This window comes from Peptacetobacter hominis, assembly GCF_006861675.1.
GTDB classification, from domain to species: Bacteria; Bacillota; Clostridia; order Peptostreptococcales; family Peptostreptococcaceae; genus Peptacetobacter; species Peptacetobacter hominis.
The window spans coordinates 143,862-162,139 of sequence record NZ_SGJB01000001.1; the positions used below are offsets into that span (position 1 = coordinate 143,862).

Here is an 18,278-nt window from a genome sequence, read left to right on the forward strand (position 1 = left end):
TTTTTAGCCTTATGTATATTATTTATACGGGTTTATTCCCAATTTAATAATATCGATAATTAATAATCATAATATTCTGAAATATATTCTTTTGATAATCATATCTGATTTTTTGCTTTTGGTTATTGATAAATTTTTTATACTGCGTATTCGAATTTTTCAAGTATATCTTCAACAGTCATATTTTTCTTTTCTTCACCTTTTACGTCCATTACTATTTCACCTTTGTGAAGCATAACAAGTCTATCTCCGTATTCAAGAGCGTGTTTAAGGTTGTGAGTAACCATTAGAGTTGTTATGTGTTTTTTTCTGACAATCTCATCTGTAAGTGCGATTACCTCGTTTGATGTTTTTGGGTCAAGTGCAGCTGTGTGCTCATCAAGAAGAAGAACCTTAGGATCTGCAAGACAAGACATTATAAGTGATAGAGACTGTCTCTGACCTCCAGAAAGAAATCTTACTTCTGTATCAAGGAATTTTTTCAAATCAAGAGAGATTCCATCAAGAAGACCTTCAAGTTTATCTGTTTTGTATCTTAGACATTTTTTCAGATTAAGAAGTTTTCCCTTGTTAAGTGCAAGAGAAAGATTTTCTCTTACTGTCATTGAAGGGCATGTTCCAAGACTAGGATTCTGGAAAACTCTGCTTATAACCTGTGTTTTTTTGTATTCAGGCAGGCTGCTGATATCGACACCATCAAGCATTATCTGTCCTGATGTTTCTTTTAATAGACCTGAAATTATATTTAGTAAAGTTGATTTTCCTGTACCGTTACTTCCTACGATACATACGAATTCTCCATCCTGTACATCTATTGAAAGTTTATTTAATACTGTATTTGCTTCACCGTATGGGTTTGGGAAAGATTTTGTTACTTTTTTTAACTGTAGCATAGTGATTACCTCCTGAAAATTTATATTTATTTCGCTTTTTGTTTTTTCTCGATTTTTAGATTACTTACTGCAAGGAATGCGACTATTATAAGTGATGATATAAGTTTAAGATCTGTTGAAAGCATTCCAAGGTTTAGAGCAAAGTATATAGTGAACTGGTATATGAAAGCTCCTACAACAATTGCCATAGTGTCTTTTACAAATTTTACTTTTTTGAATAATGTAAGTCCTATTATTATTGAGGCTATTCCAAGTACAAGAGTACCGATACCCATTGTAACATCTGAGAATCCCTGGAACTGAGCCATTAGAGCACCAGATAATGCTATTAGTGCGTTTGATATCATAAGTCCAAGTATTTTTATGTTTCCTACATCTATACCAAGAGATTTTATCATCTGTTCATTATCGCCGACACCTTTTAGAGTGTAGCCCATTCCTGTCTTAAGGAATAAATCAAGAAGAAGCTTTGTTATTATTACAAATACAATTGCTATTATTACCGGAGAAACTGTACCTGAGAAAATACTTTTGTATGAGAAAAGTGGTATATTTGATTTTCCCATTATTCTAAGGTTTATAGAGTAAAGCATTCCCATTGTAAGTATTCCTGATAAAAGATTTGATATCTTAAATTTTATATGAAGTAGTCCTGTTATAAGTCCTGCAAGAGCTCCTCCTATAACTGCAAGAACTATACCGATTACCGGTGATATTCCGCTTGCAAGTGATATTGCTATTATAGATGCTCCCATTGTGTAACTTCCATCAGCTGTCATGTCAGGGAAGTCAAGAATTTTGTAAGTGATGTAAACCCCCAGGGCCATAATTGCGAGAATTAAACTTTGTGTAAATACTGAAATCATAAATGTAACACTCCTATTCTAATTAATTTTGAGATATTTCAATTTAATTAAAAAAGCCGCATAGATTTGAATACTATGCGGCAATAATTATACACGAAAAAGCCACATAGTCGTTTCTATGTGGCTACATATTATAATATAAAAACTATAACAAACGTAAATCCTAGCCAACATAGATACAAGTTCCTTCTGTCTTAAGGGGCCTGTATCTAGTCGCATAAGGATTAGACACAAACCCTATCTAAACTGGCTATAATAAAATCGTCTCTGAACATTTGCTAAAGTTTTCATAATACATTTCTCCTTTTCTAAAAATTGATTTTTCTAAAATTAAAATATCTATTTTCTGAATCTTTTGTGATTCGCTTTTCTATGTTATTCATTCTAACTCACAAAAAAGCATCTGTCAACAAAAAAAAGAAAAAAATTCTAAATTTATACACAATTAACAAAATAGTGAATATGAAATAAAGGGAAAACAACTCTTTTAGAGAATAAATACCTATAGGAAAAATTATGGAGGGTTGAGATATGATAATAGGAACATCAAATATGACATCTAATATAGATAATGCCTGTTCAAATGATATAGGTATCCCAATGATTGTAATGATGGAAAATGCAGTTCATGCTGCGATGAAACATATAGATACAAAAATTCATAAAAGCATATGTGTAATATGTGGTATGGGTAACAACGGAGGAGATGGTTTTGGTATAGCAAGACATCTTATACTGAAAGGAATAGATGTAAAAATATTTGCTGTAGGAAATATAAATAAATTAAGCGAGTGTGCAAAAATAAATTTTGATATACTGAAAAATATGGACGCAGATATAAAAATACTTGATGAAATAAATCTGGAGTATGCAAAAGATCGGTTTTCAAAAAGTGATGCATGTATAGATGCGCTTTTTGGAACAGGTCTAAAAAGAAATATAGAGGGAATATACAGAAAAGTTATTGAAGCGATAAATGAAAAATCAGCATATACATATGCAATAGACATGCCTTCAGGTCTCAGCAGTGATACGGGAAAAGTCATGGGTATTTCAATAAAAGCAGATAAAACAATAAGCTTTGAATTTTATAAAAGGGGATTGATTGAATATAGTTCCGACGAATATAAAGGTGAAGTTGTTGTTGAAAAAATAGGAGTACCAAAAGAAATAAAAGAAAAATTTCATAATTATGAATTTATAACAGAAAAAGAAGATATAAGTAAGTGGATCAAAAGAAGGAAGAAAAATGATCATAAGGGAAGTTATGGAAAAGTAACAGTGTTTGCCGGAAGCAGCGGATTTTCAGGTGCTGCGTATATTGCCGCGCAATCTGCTGTAAAGACAGGAAGCGGTCTTGTTACACTCGTTACTGAAAAAGAGATACAGGATATAGTTTCTCGGAAATTATCGGAGGCAATGACATGTTCATATGATGAAAAAAATAGAGTTGAAAAAATTATATGTGACTCAGATGCCATTGCGGTAGGTCCGGGAATGGGAAATAATAGCAAGACTCTTTCAAAGATAAATGAAATAATGGAAAAAACAAGCTCTACTCTTGTAATAGATGCAGATGGAATTAATTCTCTTTCAGAAAATCTGAAACTTATAAAAGATTATCCTGGGAAAGTGATACTGACTCCTCATCCGGGAGAATTATCGAGACTTACAGGAAAAAGTATTTCAGATATAAATTCAAATAGAATAGATACAGCTAAAGAAGCGGCAAGAACCACAGGAGCGATAATTCTTTTAAAAGGAAACAGAACGGTTATAACTGATGGATATAATACTTTTGTAAATCCTACAGGAAACAGTGCCATGGCAAATGGAGGAATGGGAGACTGTCTTACTGGAATTATTACTTCACTTTGCGGAATGGGAACAGAACCACTTCATGCTGCAGCTGCAGGAGCGTATATTCATGGATATATAGCGGATATTATTTCGGAAAAACAGTTTGTGGTAAATGCATCAGATATAATAAATTATCTGCCTGTCGCTATCAAAGAGATATTGAGATAATAATGAGAATATTGAAACCTAATTGTAACGTATTGTACATACAATTATAGTGTATAATATAAATAAGAAACACGACAGGAGGAGATTAATATGGCTGAATTAAGTATAGATATGATAAAAATAATGTGGTTATCAGCCGCTGTTGTATTTGGTGTTGCAGAGATATTTACAGCCAGTCTTACGCTTATATGGTTCAGCTTTGGAGCTATAATAGCAATGGTAGCATCTTCATATGTGGAAAGTATAGTTGTACAGATAATAATATTTGGTGTTACATCGACAATCATGCTTATAATAGCTACAAAATGCATAATAAAAAAAGATAAGACTTATGTATCAAATACAAATATTGATGCTATAGTTGGCAAAAAAGCTACTATAAAAGCTCTTACAGGAAAAATGATATATGGAATAGCAGTTCTGGATGGAGAAGAATGGAGCGCTGCAGCTGAAGAAGATGAACTTATCGAACCTGGAACTGTAGTTGAAGTTGTAAGAATAGAGGGAGTAAAACTTATAGTAAGAAGATGTAAGGATGATACAGAAAAAGATGATGATAAACAGGAATAGACTACGGATTATCCGTTTCTATAGAAATTAAAGTCAAGGGAGGAAAAAGACATGACTGCAGGAGCAATAGTAAGAACAATTATACTTCTTGTGCTGATTATAGCCATAGTAGTAATAGCAATATCATGTGTCAAGGTTATAAAACAGTCAAAAGTAGGTATAATCATGAGACTTGGTAAATTCAGGAAAGAGGCAAAAACAGGGGTTCATTTTCTTGTACCTTTCATAGATACAATGGCATATGTAATAGACCTTAGAGAACTTGTTGTAGATTTCCCGCCTCAGCCGGTTATAACAAAGGATAACGTAACTATGCAGATAGATACAGTTGTATACTATAAAGTTACAGATCCTGTAAGATATGTATTTGAAATAGCAAATCCTATATCTGCCATAGAAAATCTGACAGCAACTACACTTAGAAATATAATAGGTGAGCTAGACCTTGATGAAACTCTTACTTCAAGAGATATAATAAATGCCAAGATGAGAACAATACTTGATGAGGCAACAGATAAGTGGGGTATAAAAGTAAACAGAGTTGAACTTAAGAATATAATGCCTCCTCATGACATTCAGGTAGCTATGGAAAAACAGATGAGAGCAGAGCGTGAAAGAAGAGAGGCAATACTTCAGGCAGAAGGTAATAAATCTGCATCAATACTTCAGGCAGAAGGAGAAAAACAGTCTGCTATACTTAGAGCTGAAGCAAAAAAAGAAGCCATGATAAGAGAGGCAGAAGGGGAGAAACAATCTGCTATACTTGTTGCAGAAGGTGAAGCAGAAGCTATAAAACAGACTGCAATAGCAAAAGCTGTAGGAGAAGCTGAGATGATAAGAAGAGCTCAGGAGGCTACCGCAGAAGGTCTTGCAATGGTATTCAAGGCTATGAAGGAAGCGGATATAGACGAGAATATACTTGCACTTAAATCAATGGAAGCACTTGAAAAACTTGGTGAAAGTGACTCTGCAAAACTTGTACTTCCATCAGACACAGTAAAACTTCTTGGAACATTTAAGGGAATAAAAGAAGTTATGGATGATGCAGTGGAAAAATAAAAAATTATGTTTTTTAGTTACTATTTCATAAAATAAAAAATATAATAAAGTTATATTGTTAAAAAAATGTTAAAAAAGCCGCAATATACTATACTATAGTATAAATTGTGGCTTTTTTTGATGTGTCAGAAAATTATGCATATTATACACGGCATTAAAATATTGAAAAAATATGTTATAATTATTAAACGTAAAAGGTTGAAGAATTGTGGAGTTTGATTTATTAAGGAGGGAAAAGAAGTGCTTCAGTTTGAAACACAGCTAAAAAAATTAAAACATGATATTCTTGTTGAAATAGTAAAATATGCAAGAAAAGATGAACTTACAAAGGAAAATCTTGATAAGATACCAGATAAGGTAATACATGGGAAAAAAGCCACTTACAGATGCTGTATATATAAAGAAAGAGAAATAGCATTTGAAAGAGCAAGAATGGCTGTAGATATAGACCCAAATACAGAAGAGAATAGAGATGTAAATATAGATGATATAAAAATATCTGAGGGAGATCAGATAATATACATACTTGAGGCTGCATGCGACAGTTGTCCTATAAATGATTTTATGGTAACTGACTTATGTAGAGGATGTCTTGCACATAGATGTAAGGAAGCATGTAAATTTGATGCGATATACTATATAAACGGAAGAGCCTATATAGATCATGATAAATGTAAATCATGTGGTGCATGTAAAAGAGCATGTCAGTACGATGCAATAGCAGAAATAATAAGACCATGTAAATCTGTATGTCCTACAGGAGCTCTTGATATAGATCAGGATACATCAAAAGCTAAAATACATGAAGAAAAATGTGTAAACTGTGGTTCATGTATGTCTGCATGTCCATTTGGAGCTATATCAGATAGAAGTCTTATAGCACCTGTGGCAAGAATGCTTGAAGAAGGTGGAAAAAATATATATGCAATAGTTGCACCAGCTATAACAGGACAGGTTCCTCAGATAATAACTTATGGTCAGGTTAAAAATGCTATAAAAGCACTTGGATTCAAAGATATGTACGAAGCTGCATGTGGAGCAGATGCTGTTACTGTTCACGAAGCAAATGAATTTGCTGAAAGAATGGAAAATGGAGATACAATGATGACAAACTCATGTTGTCCAGGATTTGTAAGCTATGTTGATATAATGTATCCTGAGCTTAAAGATAAGGTTTCAGGGACAGTATCTCCAATGATAGCAACAGCCAGATATATAAAAAATATGGACCCTGAGGCAGTTGTAGTGTTTATAGGACCTTGTACTGCAAAGAAAAAAGAGGCTGTTAGACCTGATGTTGCAGGAGCAGTTGACTACGTTCTTACATTTGAAGAAATAATGGCGATGTTTGAAGGATTCGGTATAGAATTCGCAAAATGTGAGAGTGAAGATGTAGATGATGCTTCTATATTCGGTAGAGGATTCGGTGCAGCTGGAGGACTTACAAAAGCTATAGAAAACTATGTAAATGACTCAGAGGTAAATGTTGAATTCAAACCTGTAAAAATTTCTGGTGGAAAAGAAGCTAAGAAAGTTATGACAATGGCTAAAGTCAACAGACTTGGTGGAAACTTCATAGAAGGTATGATGTGTGAAGGTGGATGTATAAACGGTGCCGGTAAATTTATGTCTATGATGAAGGCTAAACCTTCTTTTGACAAGAAAAATGCACAGTCTACTATGAAAACAGTACTTTCAAATGAAATTCTTGAAGAGTATAAAAATATAAATCTTGAAAGAAATCTATAATAATATATAAAAATCAAAAGAAGAACTGTTTATTGAATAGCAGTTCTTTTTTGATGCGGGAAAATCAGGAAAATATTCACCGGGAAATAAGGACAATATAATTTTATGTACCGGGAAATAAAAGCAATATAATTTTATGAATATGAAAAGGTGTTTTTAATTTTAAAAAGCAAAAATAATGTTTTACCTATTGAAAATTAAAAATAAAAAATGTATAATAACGATTATGTTTTTAAAGGAGGACAAAAGTTCTCGGGAAAAGAAAGGGGTTATAGACATGAGAAAAATAGGATTCGACCACGAAAAATATTTACAGGAACAGTCAAAATACATATTAGAAAGAGTAAACAACTTTGATAAACTTTATCTTGAGTTCGGTGGAAAGCTTATAGCAGATCTTCACGCAAAGAGAGTTCTTCCGGGATTTGATGAGAATGCAAAAATAAAAGTTCTTAGCCATATGAAAGATTCTGTTGAAGTTGTAATATGTGTTTATGCAGGAGATATAGAGAGAAATAAAGTAAGAGGAGATTTTGGTACTACATATGATATGGAAGTACTTAGACTTATAGATGATCTTAGATCATATGAGCTTGATGTAAACAGTGTTGTTATAACAAGATTTGAGGGACAGCCTGCAACAACAGTATTTATAAACAAGCTTGAAAAAAGAGGTATAAAAGTTTATAAACATGGTCCTACTAAAGGATATCCATCAGATGTAGATACAATAGTAAGTGAAGAGGGATTTGGGGCAAACCCATATATAGAAACAACTAAACCAATAGTAGTTGTTACAGCTCCAGGACCAAACAGTGGTAAATTAGGTACTTGTTTAAGTCAGCTTTATCATGAAAACAAAAGAGGAAACAAAGTTGGATATTCAAAATTCGAAACATTCCCTGTATGGAATGTACCACTAAAACATCCTCTTAATATAGCGTATGAAGCGGCAACAGTGGACCTAAAAGATGTCAATATGATAGATTCATTCCACCTTGAAAAATATGGTGAAATGGCAGTAAACTACAATAGAGACCTTGAACTTTTCCCAGTTCTTAAGAAGATAATAGAGAAAATAACAGGAAAAGAGTCAATGTTCCAGTCTCCAACAGATATGGGTGTAAACAGAGTTGGATTTGGTATAGTTGATGATGAAGCAGTTAAAGAAGCTTCAATAGAGGAAATAATAAGAAGATATTTCAACACTGCATGTGATTTCAAAAGAGGTCAGGTAGATAAAGGCGCATACCAGAGAATGCAGTTTATAATGGAAGAGCTAAACCTTAAACCTGAAGACAGAAAAGTAGTAAGTCCAGCAAGAAAATACAGTAATGTTCTAAAAGAAAGAAGCAACGATGAAAATGATATATGTCCTGTAATGGCAATAGAGCTTAATGATGGAACAATACTTACAGGTAAAGGTTCAGAACTTATGAATGCATCTGCAGCACTTCTTCTTAATGCAGTAAAATCTCTTGGAAATATACCTGATGAAATGCATCTTATATCAAGAGCAATACTTGATCCGATAGTTAAATTAAAATCAGATATACTTTCAAGTAAGAATGAAGCACTAAGCTGCCAGGAAGTTCTGGAAGCATTAAGTATATGTGCAGTTACAAATCCTATTGCACAGTGTGCACTTGAAAAACTTTCAGAACTTAGAGGATGTCAGGCTCATTCAACAGTAATGATGTCAAAAGATGATGAGCAGACTCTTAAAAAACTTGGAATAGATGTTACATGTGATCCTGAGTTTGCATCTCAGAACCTATATTATGTATAAAATAAACTATAAAGACGTAGATAAATATGTTATTATATAGTTAATGCTACAAACAGCAGTTCGATTGATAAATAAATCATATCATCTGCTGTTTTTATTTTGCTGTAATACATTAATTTAGAGGGTGGTTTTATGAAAAGGAAAATTATACATATAGACATGGATGCTTTTTATGCATCTATTGAGCAGAATGATGACAGGACTTTGAAAGGGAAACCGATAGTCGTAGGAGGTTCTCCAAAAGGAAGGGGAGTTGTATGTACATGTTCATATGAAGCAAGAAAATATGGAATACATTCAGCAATGTCATGCAGAGAAGCTTATAAAAGATGTCCGTATGCGATTTTTATACGACCAAGATTTGATAGATACAAGGAAATATCCTCGATAATAAGAAATATATTTCATAAGTATACAGATATTGTTGAACCACTGTCGCTTGATGAGGCATTTCTTGATGTAACGAATAACAAACTTGATATAGAAGACCATGTTATTATAGCAAAAATGATAAAAGATGAAATAAAACTTAGAACAGGGCTTACCGCATCAGCAGGAGTATCATACAATAAATTTATAGCCAAAATAGCCTCAGATTACAGAAAACCAGACGGTATGACGGTAATAACAGAAGAGAATTCACAGGAGTTTCTGGATAGGCTTCCTGTAAAAAAATTCTTCGGTGTTGGAAGGGTTACAGAAAGAGTTCTAAAAAATCATGGAATAGATACAGGGTATGATCTAAGGATGACACCGCTTGATGAACTTGAAAAAATATTCGGTAACAGAGGTTATGAACTTTATAATCTTTCAAGAGGAGTGGACAATAGACCGGTAGAAGCGGAAAGAACAAGAAAATCAATAGGCTCAGAAACTACACTTGACAATAATATGTATATAGATGATGTAGAAACAATCGGAATACTTGATGAATTGTGTGAGGATGTAACACTTAGAATGAAAAAAGAATCAAAGGCAGCCAAAACAGTAACACTAAAAGTCAAGTTCAGCAATTTCAGAACGATAACAAGAAGCATGAGTCTGGACAAATATATATATGAAAATGAGAAAATAAGATTCTGTATAGGGGAACTGATAAACAATATAGAAGATACAAGTGATTCCATAAGATTATTTGGAGTTTCAGTTTCAAATCTTATTGATGTAGAAGATATAGAAGAAGAGATTACCTTGTTTGACTATATAAAATAATTGCAAAAAATAAACCTGAATACGGCAAAAAACGAGCCGATTCAGGTTTTTATTTTACCATATTGTATGAACTGCAAGAAAATAAACTGCAGGAATAAATATTAAAAGTCCTATGATATTATATAGAGTAAATTTTTTCATGTATGCAGAAGTTTCCTCGTTGTTTTCTGCCGCATATATTTTATATGATATAAGACTTGCAAGGGATGCGATAAGAGTTCCCATACCACCGATATTTACGCCAAGTAAAAGTTCTTTGAAATGGTCAGTGAATCCTGAAAGTAAAACTGTAGCAGGAACATTACTTATAATCTGACTCATTGCTATCGAAGTAAAGAATGTACTCTCTGGAGTTTTTAAAAGAGAGGACATGAAATCTCTAACAGTAGGTACAGCCGATATATTCCCTATAAATATAAAAAATCCGATAAATGTAATCAAAAGAGCATAATCAACTTTCATAAAAAGAGATCTGTCAACAATGAATACAGTTAGAATAGTTATAAGTAAAACTATTTTATAATCTATGACATTGAATACAGATAAAAGAATTATTATAAAAAGTGCTGAAAAAACAATTGTATCTGTTTTTGAGCTTGGATAAATAGGTTTTATATCCACTGTAAGATTATTTCTATCTGAAATAAGTGTAACAACAGCAAGAACAATAGCTGATATCAGTATAATAACACCGGTTATACGGAAAAACTCAGCAGATGGAACTGAATAAAACGAATAAATATAAAGATTCTGAGGATTTCCTATAGGAGTAAAGCAACTTCCAAGATTTGCAGCTATAGTCTGAAGAACCACTGTTTTTATTGGATTTATTCCGGCTTTTTCAAGTGTTATAAGTGAAAGTGGAACAAATGTTATAAGTGCCACGTCATTTGTTATTATCATAGACGAAAAGAATGTTATAAAAACAAGTGCAAATGAAAGTGTAGATGAATTGTTACATTTTTTTAGTATAGAAACTGCAATACTATCCATAACACTTAGTTTTCTATATGCAGATACAACTATCATAAGATTAAATAAAAGTATAAGCACCCTAAAATCTATGTACTCCATTTTTGGGGAAGATATAAATGATGATAAAACAGCGAGTATGACTGCAATTGTCATAACGGATTCTTTTTTTAAAAAATCCAAAACACGTCTAAAAAAAGAAATTCTATTTAAATTCAAACCTAAAACCTCCATGAATGATAAAATATAAATGCTAGTATATTTTATCATATTTAAAATGTTTGTCTATACTATAAAGAGGTTTAAACAGTTTATACATAAAATAATAATCATTAAAATGATTGCAATATGATATAATATATTTCATATCAAATAATATAAGAAGGTGAAAAAATGGATAATAAAAGTTCAGAGCTTGGTACAGAGAAAGTTGGAAAACTTCTTTTAAAGCTGGCTGTTCCCGCAATAATAGCACAGCTTGTAAATGTACTTTATAACATTGTAGATAGAATGTTTATAGGTCGTATGCCGGGAGGAGAACTTGCTATGGCTGGAGTAGGACTTGCATTTCCTATAATAACACTTATAAGTGCATTTTCTTCACTTATAGGGATGGGAGGGGGACCTCTTGCAGCAATAAAAATGGGAGAGCAGGATAATGAATCTGCTGAAAAAATAATGGGAAACTCATTTATATCGCTGATAATAATTGCAGTGGTACTTACTGTATTTTTCCAGATTACATCCGAAGATATTTTATGGATGTTTGGTGCGAGTGATAATACAATAGGGTATGCCATGGATTATATGAGAATATATCTTATAGGAACTATATTTGTAATGATTGCACTTGGGATGAATCCTTTCCTGAATACTCAGGGGTTTGCAAAAATGGGTATGATAACAGTTGTTATAGGAGCTGCACTTAATATAATTCTTGACCCGGTATTTATATTCGGATTCAATATGGGCGTAAAAGGAGCTGCACTTGCGACAATAATATCACAATGTGTATCAGCAATATGGGTATTTTTATTCCTTATTGGGAAAAAGACAATTCTTAAATTAAAAATAATGAATATGAAGCCATCTATGAAGGTAATACTTTCTATTACTTCTTTGGGGGTATCTCCATTTATAATGCAGTCTACAGAAAGTCTGGTTCTTGTATCATTGAATACAAAACTTCAGATGTACGGTGGGGATATAGCAGTAAGCGCCATGACAGTTATGAGCAGTATTATGCAGATGGTAACACTTCCACTTATAGGGATAATGCAGGGTGCGCAGCCTATTATAAGTTACAATTATGGAGCTAAAAACATAAAAAGAGTTAAAAAGGCATTTATACTTTCTTTGAAAACGTGTCTATTGTTTACATTAGTAACTGTATCTATGTGCCTTATATTCCCTCAGATGTTTGTAAGAATTTTCAGCAGTAACGCGGAACTTATAGAATTTACATCGTGGGCAATGAGGATATATTTTGCAGGAATGGCGATTTTTGGTATACAGATAGCATGTCAGCAGACATTTCTATCTCTTGGAAAGGCAAAGATTTCGCTTATACTTGCAATGCTTAGAAAAATAATACTTCTTGTTCCACTTATATTTATACTTCCTGCAATTATGGATGATAAACTTTTTGCCGTATTTCTTGCTGAACCTATAGCAGATATACTTGCTGTTATATCTACAGCCATATGTTTCAGTATATTCTACAGAAAAAATCTTCTAAACAAAGAGTAAATTATATATACAGATATATCATTATCAAAATAATGAAAATAAATGTGAAAATAGGTCATAAAAAATGGTATAATACTAAGTGTATAAAAAGTAACAGATATTATGATTACAAAAAATAACTGAAAGGATGTTTCAACATGGAAGAATTAACAATGCAGGAATTACTTGAGCAGCAGGAACAGGAAATGTCAAAAGTAACTCCTGGAGAAAAAATAACTGGAAAAATTACATCTATAAACAATGATGAGATAACACTTGATTTAAATATGGGGTTCATAGGACTAATACCTGCATCAGAGCTTAACCTTGAAAAAGGAGTATATGCATCTGATGTATATAACGTAGGTGACGAAATAACTGGTATAGTTACAGAAATACACCCCAAAGATACAACTATAAGAATATCAAAACTTAAAGCTGATAGAGAAGATGATTATGCAGAGCTTAAAAAAGCATTTGAGGAAAAGACAATACTTACTGTTACAGGTGTAAAAGCTATAGAAAGAGGTATATTTGCAGCATATAAAACTCAGGAATTATTTATACCTATTTCTCAGCTAGATACAAAATTTGTAACAGATACAAAAGAGTACGAAGGAAAAACACTTGAAGTATATGTAAAAGAGCTTGATAGAAGAAGAAACAGAGCTGTTGCTTCAAGAAGAGAAGTTCTTCAGGAAAGAATAGATAAAGAAAGAGAAGAAAGAAGAGCTAGAATAAAAGCTGAGAGAGAAGCGGAAAGAGCTAGAATAAAAGCTGAGAGAGAAGCGGAAAGAGCTAGAGTTAAAGCTGAAAGAGAAGCAGAAAGAGCCAGAATAAAAGCTGAAAAAGAAGCTATGTTTGATTCTCTTGAAGTTGGTCAGAAAAAATCTGGAAAAGTAACTAAAGTTATGGAATACGGAGCATTTGTTGACATCGGTGGCATAGAAGGTCTTGTACACAAAACAAATCTTTCTTGGCATAGAGTTGAAAATGTAGAGGATTACGTAACAGAAGGACAGGAAGTTGAAGTATACGTTCTTGGAAAAGATGAGGAAAAAAGAAAATTCGCTCTTGCATTAAAAGATATAAACAATGATCCATGGAAACTTGCAGCGGAAGAAATAAAGGTAGACGATGTAATAACTGTTAAAGTTCTTAGAATAATAGATAAAGGTGCATTCGTTGAAGTAAGAGATGCTGTAGAGGCATATCTTCCAATATCTGAACTTAGCGAAGATAGAGTATTAAAGGTTCAGAATGTTGTAAATGTAGGGGATGAAGTAAAAGTAAAAGTATTAAACTTCAAACCATCTGATAAGAGAATGCTTGTATCAAAAAAAGAGGCAGAAAGAGAGCCTGAAGAGGATATAAGTGAATATCTTGAAGTTGAAGATTCTCTTGGAAGTCTTGGAGAGCTTTTCAAAGATAAATTCAAGGATCTGGATGTTGAATAATCTTTCTGATTGAATCTGGAAATAGAATAGAGCATTATTATAGAAAGGCTGCTTTTAAAATTCGGGTAGAATGTATAGAGGCAGCCTTTTATAATTACAGATAAAACAGAAGAGGTACAATATTAAAAAAAGGCAGGAATTTACTTATGATAGATAGAGTTCTTGATAGAATTGGAAAAGACAGAGTATTTTCTGTTATGATGCTCGTGGTTATATGTATAAATATTTTTATAATAGGTCGTGTTTATACAGGATATGAGACTTTTTTAGTAGATAATCAGAGATATAGGTATATGGGGACCGACGGAAATACATCAAAGATAAGATGTGAAGATGGAACAGAGTATGAGCTTATAGAAACCAGACGTGGTGAGGAACGGAATACCGGTATCTATATGGAAGGAAGATACAACAGTGATTATATATTGAAAAGTAAAGACAATATGGCAACTTATATAAGTACAAATGATAGTCATAATACCATAGTTATGAAGCTTTTCAATAATAAAGAGTTCAGAATAGATGATAAACTGCAGAGTGAACTTTTAAAATCTGTAATATCGATATCAAAGGAGACCGGTGAGCTTAAATACGATTTTAAATATGAAGATCAGGTGCCATTTGAATATAAGCTCATTGAATCTGCAATAATGTATCATTCAAGTGGAAAAGAGATGCTTAATTTCTATAGTATGATATTTGTACCATTTCTTCTCACATTTATTGGTGTAATACTATTTGTATATCCAAAGGAGATTCTAGGCATTAGCGGGGTAGAGAAACTTCAGGATGGATTCCTTATGGAGTTTATCGTGTTCATAATGAGAATAATTGGAGTTGTCGGCATAATTCTTAGTTTCTATATAAAAGATATATAAAAGGGGGAATGGAGTTTGATATATAAGGTATTAAAAAAACAGAATATAGGTAAAAGCTGTATTGTTTGTGGAAATAAAAATGAACTTGGCTTAAAATCAGATTTTTATGAACTTGAAAATGGAGAACTTGTATGTGTATGCAATACAAAAGATTGGCATCAAAGTTATCCGGGAAGAGTTCATGGAGGAATATCCGCAGCACTTCTGGATGAAACAATAGGAAGAGCTGTCAGTATAGGTGATGATCAGGTTTGGGGAGTAACGGTTTCTCTGGAATTAAAATATAAAAAACCGGTTCCTACAGATGAGAAAATATATGTTGTAGGAAGAATAACAAAAGAGAACAGAAAATTATTTGAGGGAACAGGTGAGATTATTCTTTCAAATGGGGATATAGCAGCTACTGCACATGGGAAATATATGAAAATGCCTATAGATATGATTGCAGGGGAAGAATTTGGAAGCGATGAATGGTTTGAAAATCCCGACGATGTAGAATATATAGAAATACCTGATAAAAAATAAAATGGAGGTGAATTGATGGAAAATAAATTTCTGCCTATCAGTATGGATGATATGCGTGAAAGAGGATGGGAAGAAGTCGATTTTGCAATTGTAACCGGTGATGCATATGTGGATCACCACAGTTTTGGAACGGCTATAATCTCAAGAGTACTTGAAAACGCGGGATACAAGATAGGAATAATTGCACAGCCTGACTGGAAAAGTGATAAAGATTTTATGAAATTTGGAAGACCGAGACTCGGATTTCTTGTAAATTCAGGTAATATGGATTCTATGGTAAACCACTATTCTGTGAGCAAGAGAAGAAGAGATCACGATCTTTATTCTCCAGGTGGAAAAATGGGCAAAAGACCAGATAGAGCAGTAATAGTATACTGCAACAAAATAAGAGAGATTTACGGAGATATACCTGTTGTAATCGGTGGTATAGAGGCAAGTTTAAGAAGATTTTCACACTACGATTATTGGAACGATAGAGTAAGAAATTCAATCCTTGTAGATAGTGGAGCTGATATGCTTATCTACGGGATGAGTGAAAAACAGATAGTAGAAGTTGCGGATGCCATAAATGATGGATTCAATCCTAAATATATAAGACATGTAAACGGTACATGTTATATAGCAGATGCACTGGATGAAATATATGATGATTATATACTTCTTCCATCACATGAAGAAGTTGCAAGTGATAAAAGAAAGTACGCTGAAGCGTTTAAAATTCAGTATGAAGAGCAGGATCCTATAAGGGGTAAGGTGCTTGTTCAGAAACACGGGGATAAATACCTTGTTCAGAATGTACCGGAAAGACCACTTACAAGAGAAGAACTTGATGCTGTTTACGATCTTCCATATCAGAAGGCGTACCATCCTATATATGAAAAAGACGGTGGAATACCTGCTATAAATGAGGTTAAATTTAGTATAGTCAGCAATAGAGGATGCTTTGGTAGCTGTTCTTTCTGTGCGATAACTTTCCATCAGGGAAGAATAATACAGAGCAGAAGCAAAGAGTCTATAGTAAGAGAAGCTACAGAAATGACAAAGATGAAGGATTTCAAAGGATATATACATGATGTCGGTGGTCCTACAGCAGATTTCAGACAGCCTGCATGTAAAAAACAGCTTACACATGGAGCATGTAAAAACAGACAGTGCCTGTATCCTTCGCCTTGTAGGAATCTGAATGCAGATCACAGCGATTATATAGACTTATTAAGAGCAGTAAGAAATATAAACGGAGTAAAAAAGGTATTTGTAAGATCCGGAATAAGATATGATTTTGTAATGGCTGAAAAGAACGACAGATTCATAAAGGAACTTATAAAACACCATGTAAGTGGACAGCTTAAAGTAGCTCCTGAACATATCTCTGAAAGAGTTCTAGATTATATGCAAAAGCCCGCCGGAAAGACATATGATAAATTCAGAAAAAAATTCTTTGAAATAAATGAAAAGATGGGACTTAAACAGTATCTTATCCCATATCTTATGTCAAGTCATCCGGGATGTGAGCTTGATGATGCGGTTGAACTTGCGGAATTTTTAAGGGATACACATTATCAGCCTGAACAGGTTCAGGATTTCTATCCTACACCTGGAACACTTTCTACGGCGATGTTTTATACAGGGCTTAATCCTCTTGATATGAAGCCTGTATATATACCAAAAGACAGACACGAAAAGGCTATGCAGAGAGCACTTTTACAGTTCTCAAATCCTAAAAACTACGATCTTGTTCACGAAGCACTGGAAAGAACAAACAGAGAAGATCTTATAGGATATGGTCCTAAATGTCTTATAAAACCGAGAAAAGGTGATTGGAGTTACGACGAATCAAGAGACAGAAGAAATTCAGCCTCATCTTCAAAGAAAAAATCATCAGGAAAAAGAAATAATAAATCATCAGATAACAAGAAAAAAGACAACAGAAAAACAGGAAGCAAGGACAATAGAAATAGAGGAAGAAATAATACAGAAAGTAAAAGAAACAGTAAAAACGGAAATTCTAGAAAATCAGGTAAACGCACAAAAAGATAAAGATATGACAGAAGGTGATTTCATATGGCAAAATCAAAAATGGTAAAAACTAATGCTATGAGGATACTTGATGCTAATAAAATAGAGCATAAGGAACTTTCGTATCCGGTGGATAAGGATCATGTAGACGGAGTAACTGTTGCCGATAGTATAGGTAGAGATTATAGTGAAGTTTATAAGACACTTGTCGCACAGGGACACAGCAAGGAATTTCTTGTGTTTGTAATTCCGGTAAATGAATCTCTTGATATGAAAAAGGCTGCAAAAGCTGCTGGAGAAAAAAATATCGAGATGATACATGTCAAGGATATAAATAAAGTAACCGGATATATAAGAGGAGGATGTTCTCCTATAGGAATGAAAAAACAGTACAGAACATTTGTAAATGATACTGCAGAAATACTTGATACAATGATTGTAAGTGCAGGAAAGATAGGATATCAGGTGGAACTTTCACCAAAAGATCTTCAGAAACTTACAGAATGTAAATTTGCAGATATAATAAAATAGATTGA

General features: G+C 33.1%; 15 protein-coding genes. 12 read left to right on the forward strand and 3 right to left on the reverse strand.

What is annotated here, in order from left to right:
- Positions 1 to 137: 137 nt before the first annotated feature.
- A complete protein-coding gene (locus tag EXD82_RS00675) occupies positions 138 to 893 on the reverse strand; it encodes an ABC transporter ATP-binding protein (RefSeq protein ID WP_142534986.1) in 756 nt (251 codons plus the stop codon).
- A gap of 26 nt (positions 894 to 919) precedes the next feature.
- A complete protein-coding gene (locus EXD82_RS00680; RefSeq protein ID WP_142534987.1) occupies positions 920 to 1,759 on the reverse strand; it encodes an ABC transporter permease in 840 nt (279 codons plus the stop codon).
- A gap of 531 nt (positions 1,760 to 2,290) precedes the next feature.
- Here EXD82_RS00680 and EXD82_RS00685 point away from each other — a divergent pair.
- From EXD82_RS00685 to dinB, 6 genes are all read left to right on the forward strand, one after another.
- Entirely contained in the window at positions 2,291 to 3,787 is a 1,497-nt protein-coding gene (locus EXD82_RS00685; RefSeq protein ID WP_142534988.1) for an NAD(P)H-hydrate dehydratase, read from the forward strand.
- Between the two features lie 90 nt (positions 3,788 to 3,877).
- Positions 3,878 to 4,357: an NfeD family protein gene (locus tag EXD82_RS00690; protein WP_246081977.1), complete on the forward strand. Its 480-nt coding sequence runs from the start codon at positions 3,878 to 3,880 to the stop codon at positions 4,355 to 4,357.
- A 51-nt stretch (positions 4,358 to 4,408) separates the two neighbouring features.
- Complete coding sequence (locus EXD82_RS00695) at positions 4,409 to 5,416, forward strand: SPFH domain-containing protein (RefSeq protein ID WP_142534989.1); 1,008 nt, start codon at positions 4,409 to 4,411, stop codon at positions 5,414 to 5,416.
- Positions 5,417 to 5,656: 240 nt separating this feature from the next.
- Positions 5,657 to 7,165, forward strand: a complete 1,509-nt coding sequence (locus EXD82_RS00700) for a 4Fe-4S dicluster domain-containing protein (RefSeq protein WP_142534990.1) — start codon at positions 5,657 to 5,659, stop codon at positions 7,163 to 7,165.
- 277 nt (positions 7,166 to 7,442) lie between these two features.
- Positions 7,443 to 8,954, forward strand: coding sequence for a DUF1846 domain-containing protein (locus EXD82_RS00705; RefSeq protein ID WP_142534991.1), 1,512 nt, complete (start codon positions 7,443 to 7,445; stop codon positions 8,952 to 8,954).
- A gap of 132 nt (positions 8,955 to 9,086) precedes the next feature.
- Positions 9,087 to 10,166: a DNA polymerase IV gene (gene dinB / locus EXD82_RS00710; RefSeq protein WP_142534992.1), complete on the forward strand. Its 1,080-nt coding sequence runs from the start codon at positions 9,087 to 9,089 to the stop codon at positions 10,164 to 10,166.
- Between the two features lie 54 nt (positions 10,167 to 10,220).
- Here the strand turns inward: dinB and EXD82_RS00715 are convergent, their stop codons facing one another.
- Positions 10,221 to 11,357, reverse strand: a complete 1,137-nt coding sequence (locus EXD82_RS00715; RefSeq protein ID WP_246081978.1) for an SLC13 family permease — start codon at positions 11,355 to 11,357, stop codon at positions 10,221 to 10,223.
- 174 nt (positions 11,358 to 11,531) lie between these two features.
- Between EXD82_RS00715 and EXD82_RS00720 the strand changes: the two genes are divergently transcribed.
- The 6 genes from EXD82_RS00720 (at position 11,532) to ybaK (ending at position 18,273) form a co-directional block, all read left to right on the forward strand.
- A complete protein-coding gene (locus EXD82_RS00720; protein WP_142534993.1) occupies positions 11,532 to 12,887 on the forward strand; it encodes an MATE family efflux transporter in 1,356 nt (451 codons plus the stop codon).
- Positions 12,888 to 13,024: 137 nt separating this feature from the next.
- Positions 13,025 to 14,323, forward strand: coding sequence for a S1 RNA-binding domain-containing protein (locus EXD82_RS00725; RefSeq protein ID WP_142534994.1), 1,299 nt, complete (start codon positions 13,025 to 13,027; stop codon positions 14,321 to 14,323).
- A 146-nt stretch (positions 14,324 to 14,469) separates the two neighbouring features.
- Entirely contained in the window at positions 14,470 to 15,201 is a 732-nt protein-coding gene (locus EXD82_RS00730) for a hypothetical protein (protein ID WP_142534995.1), read from the forward strand.
- Positions 15,202 to 15,216: 15 nt separating this feature from the next.
- Complete coding sequence (locus tag EXD82_RS00735) at positions 15,217 to 15,726, forward strand: PaaI family thioesterase (RefSeq protein WP_142534996.1); 510 nt, start codon at positions 15,217 to 15,219, stop codon at positions 15,724 to 15,726.
- 15 nt (positions 15,727 to 15,741) lie between these two features.
- On the forward strand, positions 15,742 to 17,763 hold the full coding sequence (locus EXD82_RS00740) for a YgiQ family radical SAM protein (protein ID WP_142534997.1): 2,022 nt from the start codon (positions 15,742 to 15,744) through the stop codon (positions 17,761 to 17,763).
- A gap of 39 nt (positions 17,764 to 17,802) precedes the next feature.
- Positions 17,803 to 18,273, forward strand: a complete 471-nt coding sequence (gene ybaK, locus EXD82_RS00745; RefSeq protein WP_174919124.1) for a Cys-tRNA(Pro) deacylase — start codon at positions 17,803 to 17,805, stop codon at positions 18,271 to 18,273.
- The last annotated feature ends 5 nt before the right edge of the window (positions 18,274 to 18,278 follow it).